The organism is Segatella copri (assembly GCF_026015465.1).
In the GTDB taxonomy this organism is placed as follows: Bacteria; Bacteroidota; Bacteroidia; order Bacteroidales; family Bacteroidaceae; genus Prevotella; species Prevotella copri_E.
In genome coordinates this window covers 844,923-867,883 of the sequence record NZ_JAPDUQ010000002.1, presented here as the reverse complement: position 1 = coordinate 867,883, position 22,961 = coordinate 844,923, and the positions used below count along the sequence as shown (strand labels likewise).

Sequence of the window (22,961 nt, the reverse complement as noted above, 5' to 3'; positions counted from 1 at the left end):
ATAGTGATTAGTTATTAATCATTTAGTACCATGGTAGATGATAGAAGAATCATACACGAGATAACACCGCTGATGGGTAAGGATGTGCTCTATATTGCAGACAGGCATAAGAAGGAGTTTACTTATCCTATCCATAACCATTCGGTGTACGAGTTGAACTTTGTTGAGAATGCAAAGGGAGTAAGAAGAATCGTTGGAGATTCGCAGGAGGTGATAGGCGATTATGATCTCTGTCTCATCACTTCGCCCGATCTGGAGCATGTATGGGAGCAGAACGAATGCCACAGCGATGACATCCGTGAGATTACCATCCAGTTTGATTTCTCCATGAGTGATGAAACGCTCTTCGGAAGAAATCCCTACGCCAGCATTACCCGTATGATGCAGGAAGCGAAGAAGGGACTCTCATTCCCGTTGAAGGCAATCATGAAGGTATACGGAATGCTCGATACTTTAAGTTCCGTAAAAGACGGTTTCTATGCCGTACAGCAGTTCCTGACCATTCTCTACGAACTGTCACGCTGCGAAAATGCCCGCACCCTGGCTTCCAGCAGTTATGCCAAGGTAACGGTAGAAGACGATAGCCGGCGCATCCTGAAGGTGAAGAATTTCATCTCCAAGAACTATATGGATGAACTCCGTCTGCCGGAGCTTGCCTCGCTGGCAGGCATGAGCAGCAGTGCGTTCAGCCGCTTCTTCAAGCTCCATACCGGCAGAAATATCTCTGAGTATATCATCGACCTGCGTCTGGGTTATGCTGCCCGCATGCTGGTAGATACCGCCAAGAGTATCAGTGAGATAGGTTTTGATTGCGGATTCAACAATCTCAGCAACTTCAACCGCATCTTCAAGAAAAAGAAAGGATGCTCGCCAAGCGAGTTCCGTGAAAGCTATCATAAGACAAGAATCATTGTATAATACAGCCAACGTAATCGTTTAAGTGAAATTATCAAAAATATTTCGCTTAAACGATTCTTTTTTCCGATATTTGTTGTATCTTTGCGCTACAATTTGAAATGTATAAATAAACATTTAAAAACTACGATAACGAATTATGAAGCAATTTATGGATGAAAACTTCCTGCTCGACACTAAGACTGCACAGGATCTTTTCCACAATCATGCGGCTAAAATGCCAATTATCGATTATCACTGCCACCTCATCCCTGAGATGGTAGCCAATGATCACAAGTTTAAGAGTATTACAGAACTTTGGCTCGGCGGCGACCACTACAAGTGGCGTGCTATGCGTACCAACGGTGTAGATGAGCGCTTCTGCACAGGTACTGATACCAGCGACTGGGAGAAGTTCGAGAAGTGGGCTGAAACAGTGCCTTATACATTCCGTAACCCTCTCTATCACTGGACTCATCTGGAGCTCAAGACTGCTTTCGGTATCGACAAGCAGCTCAGCCCTAAGACAGCTCGTGAAATCTACGATGAATGTAACGAGAAGTTGCAGTTGCCTGAATTCAGCGCTCGTGGCTTGATGCGTCATTATAATGTAGAGTGCGTTTGTACTACAGATGACCCAATCGATGACCTTCGTTACCACAAGCAGACACGTGAGAGCGGTTTCGAAATCAAGATGATTCCTGCTTGGCGTCCTGACAAGGCTATGAACATCGAGAAGCCAGATTTCGCTGACTATATGAACAAGCTTGGTGAGGTAGCAGGTGTTAACCTCGTTACATTCCAGGATATGGTTGATGCTTTGCAGAAGCGTCACGACTTCTTTACTGAGAACGGCTGTAAGTTGAGCGACCACGGTATCGAGGAGTTCTACGATGAGCCATACACAGATTCTCAGATTGAGACTATCTTCGCCAAGGCTATGCGTGGTCAGCAGCTTTCTGCTCTCGAAATCCGTCAGTACAAGCATGCATTCCTCAAGGTTTGCGCTGAGATGGATCACGCTGCCGACTGGACACAGCAGTACCACTATGGTGCTATCCGCGACAACAATACACTGATGTACAACAAGCTCGGTGCTGATACCGGTTTCGATTCTATCGGTGAGTTCACTACAGCCAAGGCTATGAGCAGCTTCCTTAATGAGCTCAACATGGAGGGTAAGCTCACACGTACTATCCTCTATACATTGAACCCATGTGCCAACGAGGTAATCGCTACCATGCTCGGTAACTTCCAGGATGGTTCTTGCCCAGGTAAGATTCAGTTTGGTTCTGGCTGGTGGTTCAACGATCAGCTCGATGGTATGACCCGCCAGATGAACGCACTCTCTGTATTGGGTCTCCTGAGCCGTTTCGTAGGTATGCTGACCGACTCTCGTTCATTCCTCAGCTACCCACGTCACGAGTACTTCCGTCGTTTGCTCTGCAACCTCCTCGGCAATGATGTAGAGAAGGGCTTGCTTCCTAACGACATGGAGAGCCTCTCTCGTATGGTAGAGGATATCTCTTACAACAATGCTCGCAACTACTTCAAGTTCTATTAATCCATAGAACAGAAGCAATTTATACTAAGACAAATCCCTTCACGGCATCCCGGTGGTGTTGTGGAGGGATTTGATGTTTTATCGTGAAACCAATACTTTAAACTTATGGGGGTAATAGACAGAATACTAGGTTTTTACGAAGATATCAGAGAGTTCAATTCTTCTAATATCAAAGACTTTCGGGGCAGACTCAAGTCTTGGATCAAGATGGGTATGCTTGCCGGTCGCATCTTCTATCTCAAGGATATGTGGGCCAGGGATGTGGCTGCCTTGACTTTTGCCTCCTTCATGGCTATGATACCTTTCATGGCAATGATGTTTGTCATAGCCCGTGGTTTCGGCTATGCCTCTCTGCTCGAATCCTGGCTCTCTACCACCTTCGAGGCACAGCCCGTTGTAGCGCAGACCATTGTTAACTTCGTTCACAATTATATTGAGAATACGCAGAGCAACTATATCATCGGTACGGGTATCGTGATGTTTCTCTATACCATCGTTTCGTTGATGCAGAAGATAGAGCTTACCTTCGATGATATCTGGCATACGGGCGAGCGTTCGTGGAGGCAGATTGTTACCGAATATCCTACCATTCTGTTTGGGCTGGGACTGCTGATACTCTTTGCTTCGAGCATCAATGTATGGACGGTGAATATGGTGGATAATGTAGACAGGATAGCAGATATCGGGGATACCATTCCTTCGTTCATCCTTCATCTGGCGGCTTTTGTTCCGATGTTCCTGTTCTTCGTGTTCTGTTATTATGTCATCCCGAATACCTATATCCGGGTTCGCAGTACCCTGGTTCCATCGTTCCTGGCGGGTGTCTGCATGACGGCACTTCAGTATGGATATATCTATCTGCAGGTTTTTCTGTCCAGCTACAATGTCATCTATGGTTCGCTGGCAGCCATTCCGCTTTTCCTGTTATGGCTTCAGATTTCGTGGGCTATCGTAGTGTTTGGCGCCTTGCTTTGCCATACCAACCAGAACATTCATTATTATGATGGTGATTTGCAGTACGATCACTTGAAACTGGTGCAGCGCATCAAGGTTTGTGGGGTAGTGATGCATCTGGTATGTCGTCGGTTTAATCAGGGCGAACAGGCGTATACTCCGAAAGAAATTCATGATTTAACGAAGGTACCTCAACAGATTGTCAACCAGTCGGTTAAGGAACTGTTACGTGCCCGTTTGCTGGTAGAAATCCGAAATGGTAAGAAAAGCAGTTTTGAGGAATCGGTGGTTCTTCATCCGATAGAGAAGATAGAGCATCTTACCTATGGTGTGATGATAGAGCGCCTCTTCGGTTATGGCGAGGATATCTCAAGCCTGGCTGCATTAGAGTCGGATATGGCGATGTGGAAGGATATCGACATCGTGAATGCAGAGTTCATAGAAAAGGGAAAGCAAATCGCTTTCTGTTGAAAAAAGGTAGTTTCGCAAGTTCAGAAGTTAAAGGAGTTAAAGGAGTTAAAGGAGTTAAGGAGTTAAGACGTATGTCTTGCTGCTTGAAAAACTACGCCAAAAAGACTATTGTCTTAACTCCTCAGCGACCGTAGGGAGCGATAACTCCTTTAACTCCTTTAACTTCCTGATATGCGAAAGTAAAATATCTTATTTCTGGTCATATCCGTCAGAAATCTTTTTTCCCAGTGCTAACGCCAGTTCAACCTTGGCACCATATCCTTCCAGCTGGTCGGCAAACTTGGCTACCGAATTGCCGGATGCGATGATGTCGTCAAAGAGAATAATCTTTTTGCCCTGGAAGAAAGCCTCGTCGATATGGAGTTCATCTACAGGATCGCCATCTTCATCTACATCATGCGTGTAGCTGAAGGCAGGGTAGGCGTTGGTCATGCCCGTAGCCTTGCATACCTCCTCGCTGAACTCCTTGAAACGGCGCTTGGTATGCGCCTCAAGAGCTGCAGGAATGCAGACCAGGGTAAACTGTGCTGCCTCTTCGCCCAAAAGCCTCTTCAGCTTGTCTGATACCATTCCGATAGCCTTCTTCAGGGCTTCCTGATGGTCCATCTCCGTAGTGAGCTCAGAGTTACCTTTAAAGTTGACGATAAGGTCGCGTTTTTCCCATTCCTCTGCTGTGAGTTCAAAAGTACCGAAGGCGCTGAATGCAGCGTAGTCGACAAGCCATTTGTAGTGCAGTCCGTTTTTCAGGACTGGCCACGAGTTGATTTCATTTTCGTAATTAGCCATAGACTAGAAATTTTTGATTATTAATAATGCATAGTTTCTGCAAAAATAGGAAATCTTTTCGAATTAAGGTGCCGGTTTCATAAAAAAGATTTGTTTTTTAAGTAATATTTCACGTAGCTGCCCTTTTTTTACTTATTTTTTAGTACCTTTGCACCGCATTTTAAGAAATACGTATATTTATATGACGAGAAAAACAAAACTTCATGAAATCCGCGACTACGTTATCATTGCCCTGGCGATGATAGAAGGTAGTATCGGTTTGAACATCTTCCTGCTTCCCAATCATATCACGATGGGTGGTGTAGGAGGTATCGCTTCTATCCTTTGCTGGGGATTTGGCATCCCGGCATCTGTGTCTTATCTGGCGCTCAATGTGTTCCTGCTTCTCATCGCATTCCGCATTCTGGGCTATAAGTTCTGCCTGAAGACCATCTATGGTGTTGGTATCTTTGCCTTTACCACCCGTCTGATTGAGACGCATACGGTAGGCATGACGCCGCTGCTTCACGACCAGCCGTTCATGGCAACGGTCATCGGTGCGTTCTTCATGGGCAGCAGTGCCGGTCTGGGGCTTTCCTGCAATGGTTCTACGGGTGGTTCTGATACCGTAGCGGCGATGATCAACAAGTATTGGAACATTTCCCTGGGTCATGCCATCATGATTTGCGACCTGTGTATCATCACCAGTTCTTATCTGGTATTGCGCGATTGGGAGATGGTGATTTACGGTTATGTCTGCCTCTTTGTGCAGTCGCTCTGTGTAGATCATGTGGTGAATGCGTTGCGCCGTTCGGTTCAGTTCTTCATCATCAGCGACAAATATCTGGAGCTCAGTGCAGCCATCAATACCGCTGCCGACCGAGGTTGTACGGTGATGGATGGTCATGGCTGTTACAGTGGCAAGGATGTCCACATGCTGTTTGTATTGGCGCGTCAGCGTGAGTCTCAAAAGATATTCCGTCTTATCGACGAGATAGATCCTACCGCTTTTGTCAGCCAGAGTGCCGTCATCGGTGTTTATGGCGAAGGTTTCGACCGTTTCAAGGTAGGCAAGAAGATAGGTTTGCAGAAGAAGAAATAGATAAACAGAAAAAGGGTGTGTCATAACTGCATGACACACCCTTTTTTAGTAATTTTCTAAGTATAGACATCTATATTCTCTGGCTTCGGCTAGATATGGAAATCTACCAACTTCAGCCATCGCTTGACATCAAACGACGGACAGTCTTTGTGAACGTTTGGCAAATCGCGGTGGCCCAGTATCTCTGCATCAGGATAGGAGAGGCAGAGGCTCTCCAGAAGCGAATACAGAGCCTGATTCTGGGCTGGAGTGCGCGTATCGGCAGGCTTGCCGTTCTTGTCGAGACCTCCCTCATAACAGATGCCGATGCTGTGGGCATTGTAATGACGGGCATGGGCTCCGACTTCCGATTCCGGACGACCCGGATATACCACACCATCCTTCGTGATGTAATAATGATAGCCGATACTCTTGAAACCGCGGGCAAGATGGCAGGCCTCCAACTGCTCGAATGTGAAATCCTGAGTCACTCTCGTGGCAGAACAGTGGATCACGATGAGTGAAATGCTACGATGTTTCTGTGTCATGGCAACCTCCCTTCTTTTAGCAGTTCTGTACACAGAATGAGCTGGCTACAGCTGTTAATACTGTGATGAGGAAGTTGATGATGGTTTTCCAATTTACTTTTTTCATTTTGCTTTGTTTTTTAATGATTAATACTAGGTGGATAATGATAGTCACATGCTTGTTTTAGTGGTTGAAATTTAGTTTCAGTAAGCGTTTCTGGAAGAAGAAGGGCGGGGGAGGAACTGCCAGCCCGGATACCCGTAAAAGGCAGGTTCTTGGGTCATTATGATTTGCTGTTTATCCGTAATCGTCAGGATGAAAACCAGCCGCTTTGTGCCTTCGGAATATCCCTGTCGCCGGTCAGTTCACTCCTTCCTTCTTCTGTCGTTTCGCATATTTGAGAGACGGATTACTACTCCAGGCCGTCTCCGTTGTCGCCTGTACCGTCGGTGCTGCCGCCTTGTGATGTACCGCCGCCCTCAGTGGTTCCGCCGCCCTGTGTGGTATCGCCAGTGGTGGTATCGCCTGCAGTGCTCTCGCTTGAGTTGAGGAGATCCATGGCGTTCTTGGCGTTAGCATCGAGAGAGAGCTGGGTGTTGCTGAGCTTGCCGGTAGCACGGGCTCTGAGGCGGTAGCCTTCTACAAACTTGGCGAGGCTCCACTCCTTGATGCTGGCGGCTCCCATCTTGTTGATGATGCCGATGGAGAAGATGGCGAGGTTATCTATCTTCACAGCCTTGTTCTGGAGCACGAGCTCCTTCACACAGCTCACCATATCGGTGAGAAGGCCCTTGATGGCACCCTTCGAGAACGGGGTGTTGTGGCTCGCCATGTGTTCGGCGAGTTCATCGATACCGATGGTTTCTGTTACTACTGGTCGCGCATAATACTTGCCATACGCTTCCTTGATTGTCTTGTTCTTGTTCTTCGCTAACTTGATGAGAATCATACTTTTAAAAATTTAGTTTTAGTAAAAAGCAGTCTGTGTCTCCGCCGAGACCGTTGCTGCATCAACCTCTCTGATTGACGATACAAAGATACAACATTCCCGAACCCCCAACTATGCGATTTGTGCGATTTGCAGGGATTCGGGAAAAAAAGGTTGAAAAAAGTGGTATTTTTTTATGTTACTGAACTTTCAACGATGTAGAGCGGAGTGCAGGGATATATTGCATAAGAATTGCTTTTATCTGAAAATAAAGACATTTTATTCCGCCATTATTTTGCAGATACCATTTTTTTTCGTAACTTTGCCAAAAATTCAATAAAAAGCAACAATATGAAATATCCTATAGGTATACAAAACTTTAGTGAAATTGTAGATGGCGGTTATGTTTATCTCGACAAGACCAAGCTCCTCTATGATTTAGTGCATAATGGGAAAATATATTTTCTGAGTCGTCCAAGACGATTCGGAAAGTCGTTGTTGATTTCTACCTTGGAATGCTACTTCCAAGGAAAAAAAGAATTGTTTAAAGGACTTGCCATCGAACAGTTAGAAAAAGAATGGAAGCAATATCCGGTTTTTCATATAGATTTCAACGGCAAGAATTTCACACAGGCTGGCGAATTGGAAAAAACCTTGCAGACTTTTGTTGAAACCCAAGAACTGAATTATGGCAGAAACCCATTGGCCAACACCTTGGGAGACAGATTTATGGCTGTTTTGAAAGCTGCCCACGAAAGGACAGGACTGGGCGCCGTTGTCCTGATAGATGAATATGACAAACCTTTACTGGATGTTTTAGACACAGGGTTAAAGACCTTCGATTCTGAAGGCAACGAACGTTTGCTGGAAGACCGACATCGCGAGATTATGAAAGGTTTCTACAGTGTCTTCAAGGCTGCTGACAGAGATTTGAAATTCGTGCTGTTGACAGGTGTTACCAAGTTCTCGCAAGTAAGCGTATTCAGTGGTTTCAACCAACCAGATGACATCAGCATGGACGACCGCTACGAGGCTCTTTGCGGCATCACGGAAGAGGAACTGTATTCTGTCTTTGATGAGCAAATCAAGGCAATGGCTGCAAGATATAAAGTGTCTGAGGATGAAATGAAATATCGGCTCAAGCGCAAATATGACGGTTACCATTTCAGCCCAAGCATGCTCGACATCTACAATCCTTTCAGTATCTTGAACTCACTGAGTAAGAAAATCCTGAGTGATTTCTGGTTCCGTACAGGTTCGCCTACTTATCTGGTCCGCTTATTAGCTCACTTCGACGAAAACCTCAATGAACTGACAGGGAAATTTTATCCTACCAGCAGTTTTATAGATTACAAGGCGGATACAGAGGCTCCATTGCCAATGATTTACCAGAGTGGTTATCTCACCATTAAGGATTGGAACATGGATACCGATTCTTATCTCTTGGATTTTCCAAACGATGAAGTAAAAGCTGGTTTCGTAACCATGGTGGCTGCCAACTATCTGAAGCCCAAGGAATCGCCTGACGCTTGGGTCGTAGAAGTTGTTAATACGATGAAGATGGGAGATTGTGACAAATTGGAGAAACTACTCACTTCCTTCTTCGCCAGTATACCCTATAGCCAACGTCGTAAAGATGACGAGCGGGAAAAAGAGCGATACTTTCAATATACCTTCTATCTGGTGATTCGCATGATAAGCAGTTTTACCGTTCTAATAGAAAAGGAGCAAAGTGAAGGACGGGTTGATTGCATTATTGAGACCCCAATGTTTGTATATATCTTCGAATTTAAGCGTGATGGGTCAGCGACTGAAGCCTTGAAACAAATCGAGGAAAAAGGATATGCCCGTGAGTATGCTACAGACAACAGAACGATTTACCTGATAGGCTGCAATTTCTCGTCTAAGACGGGGACGATTGACGACTGGAAGTCTAAGGGCAAAAGCGTTTAAAAAACGGGTATTTTTTCCTATAATAAACTCACCCTGAAAGGGATATGCATAGTGTGTTGTATGCATTCCCTTCCAGGGTGATTTTTTATGGCTCATCCAGAAATTCGATGATTTCTGCCACTTGTTGCCTGGTGTAGAAGTGGGAAAACTTGCCGGCGTAGCCCGAACAGAGGCTCTGCTTGAGCTCGGGGCACCGGTTGATCCATCTCACCAGCCGGTTGAGCGCTACCCTGGGGGTAGCGGTGGGAAAGTAGAGCATGGCGAGCTCCGCCTTCCCGTAACTTCTGTCTTCTATCATAATTTGTTCTTTTTAGTCTGTTTTTGTCAGTTGCTTCTTTCTTCTGCCTGGTAGAATAAAATTTCTCCGAATCATAAGAAAATCCCTCTGAAAGATACGGAAATATCTCCGAAAGATAAAAAAATATCTCCGAAGCAGAATTTCCTAAAATGGGAGATCCCCGGGCGGAATATTCTCGCTGCCATCCATCTTCTGGTTGTTCTCTATCTCGTCAGGACGCATTTCTATCACCTTCCAGCCGTTGCCCGTCTTGCGGTGAATCTTCTTGAACCCCTGCGCCTCCATGAACATCGAAATATCCTTGTTTGACATCGACTGGCGGAAGGCGGGGTTCGTGCAGATGCGCTCCATCACATCACTCGCCGTAACAAACTTGCAGAACTCGGACGGTGTATCGGCATCAGGAACACGGTAGAACTTGTTGATGCGCTCGGCTATGTAGTTGTTTACACGGAAATAAAGATTGTGGCGCTGAATCTCCTCGTTCTCCTCCTTCGTAAACCAGTAAACCCAGTCGCAAGGCTCTCCCCTCCGGCGCTTCTCTATCACCTCCTGAGCCAGTGCCACAGCCTGGGAGTAGATGCCCTCGTAATTGAAGGGGAAGTCGATGGGACTCTTGATCTTCTCGATGCGCCAGATGAGGAAACGGCGGTTCTCGTCATCATCGATGATATGAACCTCATTGCTCGTGGCACAGAACCCCGCATTGTTCTGCAGAATGCAGTCCCACTCGGCATAAGGGATTCGCATGCTGATGTTGCGCTTCGTGATGTTGCTCTTGAAGGAATCCAGGTTCTTGCCGCGCAGAAACTGAACTCATCGAGACACACTATCGCCTTGCTGGCACACATCTGCAGGAAATCCTTGTTCTTGTAGTCGCCCGTAGAATCGTTGGCGAAATACTTGCGCAGATGGGGCGGCAGGAGATGGTCGAAAAACGTGGTCTTGAAGATGCCGCCCTTGCCTACGAAAACCATGATAGACTGGTTGGTGACATCGGGCCGCACCCAGCAAACCACCATGTTGACCAGCCATTTCCTGAAGGCATAGGCAAAATCCTCCTCCGTATGGCGGTAACCGCCTGTCTGCATCACGGTTACCCGATGGGCCAATTCAGCGATATAGTCAGTCTTTCGGTCCCATTTCGGCAGACTCTTCAGATATTCCTCCATGGGGTTGAATTCGGGACTGAAGTTACTTCTGATTACCGTATCCAGCTTTTTCTGGGTGGTACAGATGTTATTCAGTTCCATTTTCACGAACAGGGAATTGCTCACCCGGGTATCCACTTCGGTCCAGTCGAGATAGAGCTTCTCTCCGGTGTTGATGGCGCGCACTTCATACTGGTTGCTCAGCGTGTTGTGGTGCATTTCATATCGGGCTCCCAGCCATCCCAGCAGTGCTCTCATGCTGGTATAGCGTTTCTGCTCATCATCTCCCTGCTGTCTTATCTTCCAGGTTCCCAGCCGCTCGGTATGCTTGTAAATCTCTCGTGCCACCCGCTCGGTATCGGCATATTCGCCGCCAAACTTATCAGCCATGTGTTTCACAGCCTCCTCCTTTTCGGCTCCGAAACAGAGGCAGAATGTGGCGTATCTCACTACGTAGCTGTTGTGATGATGCTCCTCAAACCGCTCCTCCCAGCTCTCAGCCAGTTTGTCTACATACTGCAGAATCTCTTCGGTAGTGAGCGTCTTGGGTGGTGTCTCGTCTTCCTGTTTGCGAGGATTTTTCTTTCTGGGTTTTTCCGCCTCCGTCTGCCTTTTCCTGTTCTGTTCCTCCTGTTGCTTTGTGGCTTTTTCGAAGTTCTCCACCTCCTCCCGGGTGATGGGGAGAACTTCGGCATTCCAGTTGAAGTAAGCCTCGGGGTCGTAAGCCAGTCCGCAGCTTCTCACCATGTCCTGGCATTGATTGTCGCTGCTGATACCCAGCAGTTTATCGTACATGCTCATGGCTTTCCTGATGGCGAGCAGGTGGAGTTCGGTGGCAGTGAGATTGCATCCTTCAGGGCGCATATATTTGAGCAGGATGCGAAATCCCTTGCCCGAGACGGTGATGTAGAAGATCATGGTGAAGGGGATTTTCCGGGCGGTCTGCCTGAGTGCCGCGATGTTTTTGGGGGGCACGTCGTCATAATCGAGCATCAGCCAATAGGTTTCCTTCCTGAAGTCAGTCAGCTTCTTGGAGCTTCCCTTGAGCTGCACGCTGGGAGTGATGCATGGCAGCCGGTGCTTGATGTCCTCTGCCGTTCTCTTGTCCACCTTCGTCATCGACCTGTAGCCTTCGGTATTGGTTTTCACCGGTGCCGAATGCATGATGTTGTACTCCAGCACCTCTCTGTTGGGGAGAGGCTTGCTGGTAGAGGTCTTCAGAGTCTGGAAAAAAGAGGGCAAGACCTCTTTCTCCTGTTCTGTTTCCGGTTTCTTTCCGGTCTCGTTTGTGGGTTTGTTTTCTTTCATTTCTTTTTGGGTTTTATGAGTTTGAATTTTTGGTTTAATTCCGCCTTTTTCATCGCAACAGAATTGTAGGATAGGATATTTTTCCAGTTGCTCAAACTATTGCTGAGGTCGTTCCAGTGTACCGAACCTTTGTGCAGTATCCATTTGCTCACTTCATCGCAGTAATACCAGAATCTGGTTTTTCCTTGGATGTTTCCTTCATATTCCCAGGTCGTACCATTGCAGGCATCCTCCAGATCCATTTTTATGAGAATGGATATAATGGCTTTATCCATTGCGTAGAGGATTTCAGGAGTGATCATCTTTTTTTTTATCTTTTCCGATATTGTGTCGCGTCCACCCATTACTATTCTGATGTCTGTGGCATTTACACCACATACGTTGGCGATAGACATTTTTACGCTGGCTTCTTCTTCCATTTCTGCTGAAAATTTCAGCACTTCTTGTTTTGTTACGTTATTATTTTCCATGCTGCGAAGTTACACAAAAAGCTGCACATTGGAAGTGAGGGCTATAGCCCTCACTTTTTACAAAGAATAACCTAGGTTAAAGTTTTTAACGCAGCATTTTTGCGCCCATTTTTGTAGGGGTATTTTGAAGAAGAAGTAGTGAAGAAGTGAAACATCGGAAAAGTGACGAGGTGAAGGGTGAAGGGTATATTTTAAATCTTATATTATATTCTTTTTTTTAGGATTTTTGGAAAAACCAGATAATCAGAAAAATGAAAAAACGGATTTTTTTCCTTGCCGCGCGTATATATAAAAAAGAGTTTTCAAACCTTCACCCTTCACCTTTTTATTTAAGGTTTTGTGTGTCAAATAGTTACGGGTGAAGGGTGGTGAAGGGTGTTTTTCGCTTTTTATAAACATATTTTAAGAATTCAGCCCGTTTTTACATATTTTAAGCGTTTATTTTTGGTTCCGAAATGGGTGTCTTTTTTTTAGGGTCCCTTTTTTCCTCTTTTCTTACCGCTGACATCTTTGAAAAATCGAGTGGGGTAAGAAATCCTGTCTTATGTTGTGTTAAACAATTATCAGATAAAAGAAGTTAACGATACCGAAAAAGGACTGGTTTTTAAACAAATATTAACGCAGAAAACTTGAAGTTTCGCATATTAGATTCTGGTTTCGCAAGTTCAGAAGTTAACGAATTTTAAGGAGTTATTCAAGTTTCTCCAGTGTGAGAATTTATTGAAGTTAAAGAAGTTATCACTCCCTACGGTCGTTCGGGAAGTTAAGAGACAATAGTCTTCTAGCTTAAAATGCAGGACATTTGTCCCTTAACTTCCCTCTAACTTCCCCACACGCGAAGTTCAGTAAAGCAAAGATAATGCGATGCTTTTGTCGGCGAAAAATCAGAACGGCAAATCCTGAATTCTGTTCTCATCCGTTACCCCGAAGATGCCAGCCTCTTCCGGTTCTCCATCCGCAATCACGATATCCCTTATCTTCTTGCGGTAGCTCCTTACGATACTCCCGTTCTCCAGTTCAACCCTTCTCCTGATGCTCAGGTCCAGATATTCCTTTTCCCTTTCTATGCCCAGATAGCGCCTGCCGGTCAGCGAGGCAGCGATGCCGGTAGTTCCGCTTCCCGAGAACGGGTCGAGGATCCATGCTCCGTGTCGGGTTGAAGCCAGGATGATGCGTACCAGCAGGGCGAGCGGTTTCTGCGTAGGATGCTTGCCCAGCGATTTCTCCCATCTTGCGATGGCTGGCAGCCTCCATACATCCGTCATCTGTTTGTTCTCGTTCAGCAGTTTCATCAGGTCATAGTTGAAGTAGTGCGGCTTCTTCGGGCACTTTCTTGCCCAGATGATGAACTCGGTGCTGTAGGTAAAGTACCGGCACGAGATATTGGGCGGTGGATTTGTTTTCGCCCATGTGATGACATTGAGGATTTTGAATCCGAGTTGTGTCAGCTTGTTTGCCACCGAGAAGATATTGTGATAAGTTCCCGAAATCCAGATTGTTCCGTTCTCCGTCAGGTGTTCCCTGCATTCCGCAATCCATTCCTCATTGAACAGGTCGATATGTTCGGGTGTTCCTCCCTTATCCCATTCCCCTTTATCCACGCACACCACTTTTCCGCTCTGTACGCTGATACCTCCATTGGACAGGAAGTAAGGAGGATCGGCGAAGATCATGTCGAACTTGAAATCAAATTCGCCCATCAGCCGGATGCAGTCTCCGTGAAGGAGAGTGAAATCATCAGCCCTATGATATATCGCCTTTTTATTCATCATTTCGGGTGCAAAGGTAATGCAAATATTTGATTTATAAATGATTAGATCATACTTTAACTTTCATGATCAAAAAAGATCAATTCGGCAGAAAGAAAAGGTAACTACTCAGCACCCCTATAGAAAACTTCTCGTTAATAAAGCATAAACTTGATTTTGCTTATTTTCATCATCATTACAAACTCTTTAATGATTGAGTCGGTGAGGACGTAGGTTGTTTAAAACAGCTCATTTTGCGAGTTCTTTTTCGGTGATGCTGCCAGCAAGTCTCCTTTGGCTATTATCGCCCTTCAACAATTTATCTGGCAGGAGATACGTTTTTGCATTTTCCACAAGTCAAAAGTCTGCGTTAAGGGATGTAAATCGTGATTTTGCCATGTGGATAAAAATGCTTATCTTTGCACCAAAAACAATGGCAAACGACTGTACTGACATAGATATTGTTTTGCGCCAGATAAACCAGCGTCTGCGCAAGCTTGAGAAGTCCGACTCCGAGAAGACAGCGGAGATCGGACGCCTCAACCGTGTCATTAACCAGAAGGACGTAGAGATACATAATCTAAAGACAGAACTTGCCGTTGCTAAAGAGCGCATCAAGGAACTCGAGGAAGCTGCTGACGATACGTCAAGTACACCAGGGAAGCCCGAGAAAAACAGCAGCAACAGTAGTATCCCTCCATCCCAAGAAAGTATCGCTTCCCGTGAGCAGCGCAGGACAAAGTCTCTTCGCAAGCCAAGCGGAAAGCCGAGCGGTGGACAGCCTGGCCACAAGGGGCACACACTACAGACTGTTGCAGAACCAGACGTAATTGTAAAGCACGAACCAGTCTATTGTAAATGCTGTGGTCGGCTCTTGATTGATATACCATGCCAGAAGATCCGTAAGACACAGATTGTTGATATCAAGGTGGTCGTAGAGACCTGTGAGGAACAGTATTACGAGAAGGTCTGTGAATGCGGTTGCGTAAACAACTGCGAAGCTCCCAACTGTCGTATCAAGTATGGTGACAACCTCCGTGCACTGGTGACATACCTCAATGTAGTGCAGTGTATTCCGTTCAAAAGGATTGCAGAACTTATATCCGACCTGTCCGGCCAGAATATAAGTGAGGGAACAGTGCAGAACATACTCAAAGAGAATAGCGGCAAGGCAGATAGTGCATACGAGGAAATACGCAAGAGGCTGGAAACAGCGTCTGTCGTAGGAGCCGATGAAACAGGTGCTGCGGTAGGAAAGCATCTGCATTGGAACTGGATATTCCAGAACGACCTGCTTACATACGTGTTCCAGTCAGAATCGCGAGGTCAGAAGGCCATAGATTCCAAGTTTCCAAAGGGACTTCCCTATTCGACACTTGTGACAGACAGACACCAGAGCTACTTCAAGATGAATGTTAAGGATCATCAGGTCTGTCTGGCTCATCTCCTTAGGAATGCAGAGTATCTGAACGAATTGGATTCAAACCAGGACTGGGCACGGAGATTCATCCAACTGATAGAACACTCTATAAATCTCAGAAGAGAGGGCAACATTACCTCTAGAAAGATAAAAGTACTGAAGACTAAGATGAAGAACCTCTTGGGTGAAAGCCTCACGCATTTAGATAACGAGTTTGAGAAATTCAAGAGAGGTATCCTTAAGGTCAAAGACTACCTGTTCACCTTTCTCTCCAATCCAAGTGTGCCATACGATAACAATGCCAGTGAGCGGGGAGTTAGGAAAATCAAGATAAAACAGAAAGTCAGTGGTTGCTTCCGAACAGACGGCGGTGCCGATGATTTTGCCAAGCTGCACTCCATCGCTGAAACTGCTATGAAGAACGGAAATTCGAAATTCAATGCAATTCTTGCTGTAGTACAACAGTAAGACGATTACTCATGCCCATAGGGGGTGCTGAGTAGTTACAAGAAAAGAAGAATTGGTTAAAATGAATAAAAACAGAAAGTTTTTCATATATTTTTTTGTTCTTTCTGAATATTGATGTAAATTTGCAGAGTGTTTATTTATACAGGCTTTAAACGAAATAAAACTTAGCGAGATATGAAACAATACGAAGCTGTAATAGAGACCTTGAAGAGGTTGGGTGGATGTGCTACATTCGGTCAGCTGAATCAGGAGGTGTTCAAGATTGAGGATTGCACATGGAATACCAAGACTCCATTTGCATCCATACGTCGTATTGTGCAAGACCGCAAGGAAATCTTTCGCATTCGTCCGGGATTATGGGCTTTGGAGGAATATAGAAGTCTCTTGGCGGATAGGGGGATTGTGGCACAAGATGTGACGAATTCGGATTCTGAGCAGGTGCAGGAATTCAATCATTCTTATTATCAGGGACTTCTGCTGTATATCGGTAACATGAAGAAACTTGAAACCTATGTTCCTGCACAGGATAAGAACAGGAGATGTATCAATGTGAAGCTGGGCGAAATCTCCACATTGCCGGAAGTTCCGCCATTCTCCTATCAGGAATTCGTGAATAGGAGTAGCACGATAGACGTTATGTGGTTTCAGCCTAATTCTTTGGGCAGCGAGGTGATGATGCCCGATAGTTTCTTTGAGGTAGAGCATTCTACGGATATTCAGAATTCTCTCTGTAAGTTTGCCGACCTCCAGAGTTTCAATGCCCAGATGTTTATCGTGGCTGATGCCAGGCGCCATGATGAATTTATAGCCAAGTTGAGCCATGATTATTTCAAGCCTATCTCGGATAGGGTGAAATTTGTAAGTTATGACAAGCTTGATAGATATTATGAGGGGCTGATGATGCAGAGAAAGAGTTCGCTTATTCTCTGATGGTAGGATTGGCTTGTCTGTTTTATCTATAAATAGAAGAGGTATTTGTATATACTAATTAGAAAGTGGTACACTTTTAAATTAGTATATACAGATGTGTCAGGTTTTTACGAATGCCTGAAATCCGTCATATTATTCATTTTAAGACTTAAGAAATATGGATTTTTTTGATTTGTTGTTCGGTGGTGGTGAAGCCATACAGAGTATGTTTCAGCTAGGGTTTATCCCTAAAGAAGAGGACTTTAGAGAGTTTTCGAGTGTAGAATATCAACAGTACAATGAGAAAGAGTGTGACATTTGCGGCAAGATGTACACATTCAATTCAGACTTGCCTGTTTCAGGAAATGATATTTATGCCTTCAGCGAGAAAGAGAAGGAGTTCATGCTGAAAGGGGCTGAGATTATTGACAATCTCTGTGAAAAGAAGACCTTCATCTCGGATGATGTAAAACTTCGATATGTTGCCACCTTATTGCCTGGCGTGTTCTCTGAAGGGACAAAATATGCTTGTAATGAAGAATAATCTATGCAAAAATGAGGGGGGTGTCATGGATTTATGTCACATCCTTTTTGAACTACTTAACAGGGCGACAAGTTTTGTGTCCGTAATTACCCAGGGCGTGCCCTGGGCTAGGGCCAGGAACATGCTTGCTGATGGCGTTGACATCAATCTGATTATGAAGTATTCCGGTCTTACCCAGGAACAAATAGAAAAATTGAAATAAGATATTATCTAAGAGATGATAACAGATAAACAGAAATCCCCCATCCTGCTTTCTCAAGCCGGCTGGGGGATTTGCTTTATGTGATAGAGAGATTTATGAATGTCTATCAGCCAGTTTTCCCGCTTTTTATTTGGTCGTTTCAGGAAAAAAGCGTAATTTTGCAGCGAAATTAGATGTTGAACTTTAAAATAATTAAATATGGCAAGACCTATAAAAGAAACGCCTATACTCTATGGTGAAGATGCCAGAGTATTTGAGGCAAGGATGAAGAATCCTCCAAAGGAGAGCCACGAGAAGATAGAAGAAATCAATCGTGACTATAATTATATCATGAGTTTATTCGCAAATTGATTATGAACGATAATAAAGACATTTGCGAACCGTTAAAGATTCGACGATTAGATATTAATGACAGAATATCTAATTTTAACTGTGGGGATGAAGACTTAAATGACTTCATTCTAAATGAGTCACAGTTGTATCGTGGAGAGATGCTAGCTGTGACTTACGTTATTGAAGACAATAATGGTGTAATCCTTGCATACTTCAGTTTAGCAAATGATAAAATCTCCTTAACAGAGTTTGAGAACAACACTGAGTTCAACAGGTTTAAAAGACGCTTTAAAAACTCAAAACGTCTCAAAAGCTATCCTGCAGTAAAAATATGTAGATTAGCTGTTGATGAAAATGCACGAAAGCTGCATCTTGGGACAAAACTTCTGAATTTTATCAAAGGATATTTTGCCAAAGACAATAAAACGGGTTGTAGATTTATAACTGTTGATGCATACATAGAGGCGATACCTTTCTATTTAAAGAATAGCTTCTTAGAGCTTACTAAAAATGATGAAGATGCGACACATACAAGATTATTATATTATGATCTTAAAATGATGTCTTTGTAGATAATATATAGTTTGTATTTACAGAAATCCCCCATTCTGCAAACTGCGGGCTGGGGGATTTGCTTTATGTGATAGAGAGATTTATGAATGTCTATCAGCCAGTTTTCCCGCTTTTTATTTGGTCGTTTCAGGAAAAAAGCGTCATTTTGCAGCGAAACTAGATATAGAATTAAATGGATGGCGTATGAAACAGGTAGAAGAAAGATACATCAGCTTGCTGACCGACTTCGGCTTCGACCGCCTCTTCGAGGAAGCCGAGATAGCCAAGTTTACTCCTCAGGAAATGAGGGAGTACGAGACCAGCAAGATGGCATATCGCGACATCAAGAATTCCGTAGACACTGCCAAGCGTGAAGGTATAGCTGAGGGTATGGAAATTGGTATGGCGAAAGGTAAGCAAGAAGGTCTTGCGGAAGGTATGGAAAAAGGTATGAACCAGAAAGCGGAGATGTAGATTACGAATATCACCATATAATCAAGGGTCTATACGCCACCTTTTCTTCGTGGCATATAGACCACTCAACATTCAACAATCTCTAACTTTTACAGAAACTTTTCACAGGAATCTCTTGCGGGTTTGGAAATAAAGTCGTAAATTTGCAATTGGAAACCAAAGATTAGGAATTATGGTAGAGACTAACGATAGAAAATTGCCGGTAGGCATCCAGTCTTTCGAGGAAATCAGAAAGGGTGGATATCTTTATGTTGACAAGACAGATATCATCTGGCAACTTGCCAACAAGGGGAAAACTTATAATTACCTAATCCGCCCACGACGCTTTGGTAAATCAGTGCTGGTCGATACGCTCGAAGCCTACTTCATGGGTAAGAAGGAACTTTTCGAGGGGTTGAAGATTATGCAGATGGAGACGGAATGGGTGAAGCGACCTGTCATCAGACTGGATATGAGTCGTGCAGGCGCAGAACCGGAAAGTCTGAAAGGTTATCTAGACTATACATTTCAGGAATATGAATCTTTGTATGAGATAGAAACAAGAGGTAATTCTTCGTTAGCTACTCGTCTGATAGAAATTATAAAGACTGCATACAACAAAACAGGTTTGCAGGTGGCCATTCTCATCGATGAATATGACTCTCCATTGCAGCATTCCTGGAAAACTCCGTTATACGAAAAATGTACGGCAATATACAGAAACGTATTTGTCATTCTCAAATCTATGGACAAATTCGAAAACTTTGTTTTTATCACAGGCTGCACCAAATTTTCGCAATTCTCCCTAACCTCAGGTCTCAACAATTTGAGTTTCATTGGTTTTGATTCAGAATATGCTGCTCTATGTGGTATCACAAAAGAAGAAGCTATCTGTGATTTCAAACCGGAAATCAACAAATTGGCAGCATGTAAAGGATGGACATTCGATGAAGCTGCAATGCAACTGTCTTCTTATTATGGTGGCTATCACTTCAGTAGTAGAAACAAGGTTGATGTATTCAATCCTTTCTGTCTTATCAATGCATTGGCAGATTCTGATTTGAAGAACTATTGGTTTTCATCCGGGACATCGCCACTACTCTCTAAGTTTGAAGATGATATTAAAAAGAGGTTGAAAGATTTCGAGTATTGTCCGATAATTAGCAATACACTGGAGACTTCTGATGTGACTGATGGTGGAGCAGAACTTGTCCTCTATCAGACAGGCTATCTCACGATTAAGGATTATATGATGGGAATCTATATTCTAGGATTCCCTAATTCAGAGGTAAAAAAATCACTTTATGAGACGATATTGCCAGCACTTACTTCAGAAACTGAGCAATAATGGTGGTGTGGATGCAGCCACAGAGCAGATGAAAGCTAAACAGTATGCCGAACCTTTCAAGGCTGATAAGCGCAAGGTGATTGCCCTTGCCATAGAACTGGATGATATGGGAAAGGGACTGGTTGACTGGAAGGAAGTATAATATTGCAAAAGATAATTGTGAAAAATATCTCTCCCAAAATTTTCCTATTCAAAAAAATATTCGTAACTTAGCAGCGCAAAACGTAAAGCATGTAGGAATATGGCAAAAATGGTAAATTTCTATCCAGTAGGAATACAGACATTCTCAAATATCAGAGAGGGTAATTATCTCTATATAGATAAGACCCCATACATCGTGGATTTTCGAGAGAAAAAAATGAAGTATGTTTTTCTGAGTCGTCCAAGACGATTCGGAAAGTCGCTCTTTGCATCTACCCTCCAGGCCTATTTCGAGGGAAGGAAAGAACTTTTTGAGGGATTGGCCATTGCTGATTATGAGAAGGATTGGGTGAAGCACCCTGTGCTGCATTTCGACCTGAGCGGCGCCAAGCACATGGGAGTGGAACAGCTGGAAAGATACCTGGCTGATATGCTTGAAGAGCAGGAGACAATCTGGGGATATAAGACGCATCAGGTGGACGCTAACCTCCGTTTGAAAGACCTGGTGAAAGAAGCATACAAGCAGACGGGTAAGAAGGTAGTGATTATCATTGATGAATATGATGCCCCTTTGCTGGATGTAGTGCATGAAAAGGATAATTTGAAACCGCTGCGCCTCATCATGCAAAACTTCTATAGTCCCATCAAGATGCTCGACCCGTATCTGGAGTTCACCTTCATCACGGGTATCACCAAGTTCTCGCAGCTCAGCATCTTCAGTGAACTGAATAACCTCGATAACATCAGTATGTTCGACCAGTATTCGGCTATCTGCGGTATCAGCAAGAAGGAGCTTACCACTCAGATGAAACCGGATATAGAGGCATTGGGAGAAGACCTGGGTATGACGTATGAGGAGTGTCTGGCAGAGCTGACAAGATTCTACGACGGCTATCATTTCAGTAAGAAATCTGAAGATGTATTCAATCCGTTCAGTCTGGTAAAGGCACTGAATGCACGGGATATAGCTCCTTACTGGTTTGGCTCGGGTACGCCGACTTATCTTATCAAGACGCTGCAGAAGTATCACGTCAATGTGATGGATATTGAGAAGAAATCATGTGATGTGGATGACTTTGATGTTTCGCCGGAAATGATGACTTCTGCGCTTCCGTTGCTCTATCAGAGTGGTTATCTCACCATCAAGAAGTATAACCCGATGCTGCAACGTTATACCTTGGAGTATCCTAACAGAGAGGTTAAGATTGGCATGCTCAAGAGTCTTGCACCTAACTATCTTTCACCAATATCACTGGATAACAATAGTCTGGTAGGTGATTTCCTGGAAAAGCTCTATGAGGCAGACGTTGAGGGAGCGATGGTGCGCCTGAAGGCTTATCTTGCCAGCATTTCCAACCGATTGAGTAACAAGAGTGAACGGGATTTCCAGACGGTGTTCTATCTTATCTTTAACCTGATGGGAGCACACATGAGGGTAGAGGAGGATAGTGCGATAGGCAGGGCTGATGCCGTGGTGTATATGCCTGATGCCGTATTTGTTTTCGAGTTGAAATATGATGGTTCAGCCGAGGAAGCTATCAGACAGATAGATGAAAAGGGATATCTGATTCCATATTCTGCCGATGGTAAGCGTCTGTTTAAGATTGGCGTAAATTATGACAGCAACCAGCGGACGATAGGTGATTGGATTATCAAGGAATAGGTCACTTGAATCCATTTATGTTTTGCCATGATGAAATGCTATACAAGATAGATAAGTAATTATACGAAAGAAAAAATCCCCCATCCCGCTTGAGAAAGCAGGATGGGGGATAGTTTCTTATTTCTTCTTGAGCCCCTTGTATGCAAGGAAAGCTACAATAACAACGGCAAGAGCCAAGATGATGTAACCGAGCTCATGACTATACTTTAATGCCTGCTGATATACATCTTGAGTTGTTTTATAGTCTGTATATTGGTAAATACCCCAACCGATGGTTGCTAAAACAGTATTCCAGATGCCAGCACCGATTGTGGTATAGAGCAAGAATTTGCCTACATGCATACCTGCCAAACCGGCTGGAATACTGATTAATTGGCGAACAGCTGGTACCAGGCGCCCAAAAATAGTGGATGCGGCTCCATGCTTGCGGAAATACTCTTCTGCAACTTCTACCTTTTGGCGGTCTATCAGGCACATATGTCCGATGCGGCTGTCGGCAAAACGGTAGATGATAGGGCGGCCTACCCATTTAGCTAAATAATAGTTGATAAGTGCACCGATATTGGCACCAATGGTGGCAAACACGATGACCAGGATAAACGACATTCCGCTATCAGGATCCATGGCTTTCCATGCTGCAGGTGGAACAACCACCTCTGATGGGAATGGGATGAATGAACTCTCGATAGCCATGAAAAGGGTTACTACCCAGTAATTTAAATTGTCGAGTATCCAAAGAAAAAGCTCTGCTGTATTCATTTGTTATCTGAATCTAAATAATATCTGTCTCAGTGTTGAAACTGAGACAGATATAG

The 22,961-nt window shown here is 44.3% G+C and carries 23 protein-coding genes and 1 pseudogene; 14 read left to right on the top strand and 10 right to left on the bottom strand.

Features of this window, described 5'->3' with window-relative positions; all coding sequences use genetic code 11:
• Positions 1-30: 30 nt before the first annotated feature.
• The 3 genes from ONT08_RS10725 to ONT08_RS10715 all read left to right on the top strand — a co-directional run bounded on the left by ONT08_RS10725 (position 31) and on the right by ONT08_RS10715 (position 3,883).
• Positions 31-918, top strand: coding sequence for an AraC family transcriptional regulator (locus ONT08_RS10725; RefSeq protein WP_264959901.1), 888 nt, complete (start codon positions 31-33; stop codon positions 916-918).
• Between the two features lie 136 nt (positions 919-1,054).
• Positions 1,055-2,458 carry a glucuronate isomerase gene (gene uxaC, locus ONT08_RS10720; protein ID WP_117586887.1) on the top strand — a complete coding sequence of 468 codons (1,404 nt, stop codon included), beginning with the start codon at positions 1,055-1,057 and terminating at the stop codon, positions 2,456-2,458.
• Positions 2,459-2,563: 105 nt separating this feature from the next.
• Positions 2,564-3,883 carry a YihY/virulence factor BrkB family protein gene (locus ONT08_RS10715; protein WP_264959900.1) on the top strand — a complete coding sequence of 440 codons (1,320 nt, stop codon included), beginning with the start codon at positions 2,564-2,566 and terminating at the stop codon, positions 3,881-3,883.
• A gap of 189 nt (positions 3,884-4,072) precedes the next feature.
• On the opposite strand, the gene ONT08_RS10710 is transcribed toward ONT08_RS10715, so the two are convergent.
• Complete coding sequence (locus ONT08_RS10710) at positions 4,073-4,669, bottom strand: phosphoribosyltransferase (RefSeq protein WP_264959899.1); 597 nt, start codon at positions 4,667-4,669, stop codon at positions 4,073-4,075.
• 181 nt (positions 4,670-4,850) lie between these two features.
• Here ONT08_RS10710 and ONT08_RS10705 point away from each other — a divergent pair, with 181 nt between their 5' ends.
• Positions 4,851-5,750: a YitT family protein gene (locus tag ONT08_RS10705; RefSeq protein ID WP_118086010.1), complete on the top strand. Its 900-nt coding sequence runs from the start codon at positions 4,851-4,853 to the stop codon at positions 5,748-5,750.
• Between the two features lie 89 nt (positions 5,751-5,839).
• Here ONT08_RS10705 and ONT08_RS10700 read toward each other — a convergent pair whose 3' ends face one another.
• The 3 genes from ONT08_RS10700 to ONT08_RS10690 form a co-directional block, all read right to left on the bottom strand.
• The gene (locus tag ONT08_RS10700) at positions 5,840-6,277 is read right to left on the bottom strand and encodes an N-acetylmuramoyl-L-alanine amidase (RefSeq protein WP_006846748.1); all 438 of its coding nucleotides are present in this window, start codon (positions 6,275-6,277) and stop codon (positions 5,840-5,842) included.
• 16 nt (positions 6,278-6,293) lie between these two features.
• A complete protein-coding gene (locus ONT08_RS10695; RefSeq protein ID WP_022120265.1) occupies positions 6,294-6,383 on the bottom strand; it encodes a smalltalk protein in 90 nt (29 codons plus the stop codon).
• A gap of 286 nt (positions 6,384-6,669) precedes the next feature.
• A complete protein-coding gene (locus ONT08_RS10690) occupies positions 6,670-7,206 on the bottom strand; it encodes a DNA-binding protein (protein ID WP_264959898.1) in 537 nt (178 codons plus the stop codon).
• Positions 7,207-7,536: 330 nt separating this feature from the next.
• On the opposite strand from ONT08_RS10690, the gene ONT08_RS10685 reads away from it, so the two are divergent.
• Positions 7,537-9,138, top strand: coding sequence for an ATP-binding protein (locus ONT08_RS10685; RefSeq protein ID WP_264959897.1), 1,602 nt, complete (start codon positions 7,537-7,539; stop codon positions 9,136-9,138).
• Positions 9,139-9,223: 85 nt separating this feature from the next.
• Here the strand turns inward: ONT08_RS10685 and ONT08_RS10680 are convergent, their stop codons facing one another.
• The 5 genes and pseudogenes from ONT08_RS10680 to ONT08_RS10660 form a co-directional block, all read right to left on the bottom strand.
• Positions 9,224-9,436 carry a DUF4248 domain-containing protein gene (locus ONT08_RS10680; RefSeq protein WP_006846744.1) on the bottom strand — a complete coding sequence of 71 codons (213 nt, stop codon included), beginning with the start codon at positions 9,434-9,436 and terminating at the stop codon, positions 9,224-9,226.
• 144 nt (positions 9,437-9,580) lie between these two features.
• The gene (locus ONT08_RS10675) at positions 9,581-10,186 is read right to left on the bottom strand and encodes a hypothetical protein (RefSeq protein WP_264959896.1); all 606 of its coding nucleotides are present in this window, start codon (positions 10,184-10,186) and stop codon (positions 9,581-9,583) included.
• A gap of 68 nt (positions 10,187-10,254) precedes the next feature.
• Positions 10,255-11,706: pseudogene (locus ONT08_RS10670) on the bottom strand (BT4734/BF3469 family protein); the annotation flags it as partial.
• A 185-nt stretch (positions 11,707-11,891) separates the two neighbouring features.
• A complete protein-coding gene (locus ONT08_RS10665; protein WP_264959895.1) occupies positions 11,892-12,365 on the bottom strand; it encodes a hypothetical protein in 474 nt (157 codons plus the stop codon).
• Between the two features lie 884 nt (positions 12,366-13,249).
• On the bottom strand, positions 13,250-14,134 hold the full coding sequence (locus ONT08_RS10660) for a DNA-methyltransferase (RefSeq protein ID WP_437183610.1): 885 nt from the start codon (positions 14,132-14,134) through the stop codon (positions 13,250-13,252).
• Between the two features lie 412 nt (positions 14,135-14,546).
• On the opposite strand from ONT08_RS10660, the gene tnpC reads away from it, so the two are divergent.
• The 9 genes from tnpC (at position 14,547) to ONT08_RS10615 (ending at position 22,146) form a co-directional block, all read left to right on the top strand.
• A complete protein-coding gene (gene tnpC, locus ONT08_RS10655) occupies positions 14,547-16,001 on the top strand; it encodes an IS66 family transposase (RefSeq protein ID WP_264959263.1) in 1,455 nt (484 codons plus the stop codon).
• Positions 16,002-16,175: 174 nt separating this feature from the next.
• A complete protein-coding gene (locus tag ONT08_RS10650) occupies positions 16,176-16,931 on the top strand; it encodes a hypothetical protein (protein WP_254974361.1) in 756 nt (251 codons plus the stop codon).
• 157 nt (positions 16,932-17,088) lie between these two features.
• A complete protein-coding gene (locus ONT08_RS10645; RefSeq protein WP_119236320.1) occupies positions 17,089-17,454 on the top strand; it encodes a hypothetical protein in 366 nt (121 codons plus the stop codon).
• 400 nt (positions 17,455-17,854) lie between these two features.
• Positions 17,855-18,007: a hypothetical protein gene (locus ONT08_RS10640; RefSeq protein ID WP_181975234.1), complete on the top strand. Its 153-nt coding sequence runs from the start codon at positions 17,855-17,857 to the stop codon at positions 18,005-18,007.
• Positions 18,008-18,009: 2 nt separating this feature from the next.
• On the top strand, positions 18,010-18,561 hold the full coding sequence (locus ONT08_RS10635) for a GNAT family N-acetyltransferase (RefSeq protein WP_117726893.1): 552 nt from the start codon (positions 18,010-18,012) through the stop codon (positions 18,559-18,561).
• A 184-nt stretch (positions 18,562-18,745) separates the two neighbouring features.
• Positions 18,746-19,015, top strand: a complete 270-nt coding sequence (locus ONT08_RS10630; RefSeq protein WP_254974362.1) for a hypothetical protein — start codon at positions 18,746-18,748, stop codon at positions 19,013-19,015.
• A 172-nt stretch (positions 19,016-19,187) separates the two neighbouring features.
• A complete protein-coding gene (locus ONT08_RS10625; RefSeq protein WP_264959893.1) occupies positions 19,188-20,342 on the top strand; it encodes an ATP-binding protein in 1,155 nt (384 codons plus the stop codon).
• On the top strand, positions 20,299-20,484 hold the full coding sequence (locus ONT08_RS10620; protein WP_194253067.1) for a hypothetical protein: 186 nt from the start codon (positions 20,299-20,301) through the stop codon (positions 20,482-20,484). Before ONT08_RS10625 ends, ONT08_RS10620 begins: the two co-directional genes overlap by 44 nt.
• A gap of 99 nt (positions 20,485-20,583) precedes the next feature.
• A complete protein-coding gene (locus ONT08_RS10615) occupies positions 20,584-22,146 on the top strand; it encodes an ATP-binding protein (RefSeq protein WP_264959892.1) in 1,563 nt (520 codons plus the stop codon).
• 117 nt (positions 22,147-22,263) lie between these two features.
• Here ONT08_RS10615 and ONT08_RS10610 read toward each other — a convergent pair whose 3' ends face one another.
• Positions 22,264-22,905 (bottom strand): DedA family protein, encoded by a 642-nt coding sequence (locus tag ONT08_RS10610; RefSeq protein ID WP_117586670.1) that lies wholly within the window; start codon positions 22,903-22,905, stop codon positions 22,264-22,266.
• Between the last annotated feature and the right edge of the window lie 56 nt (positions 22,906-22,961).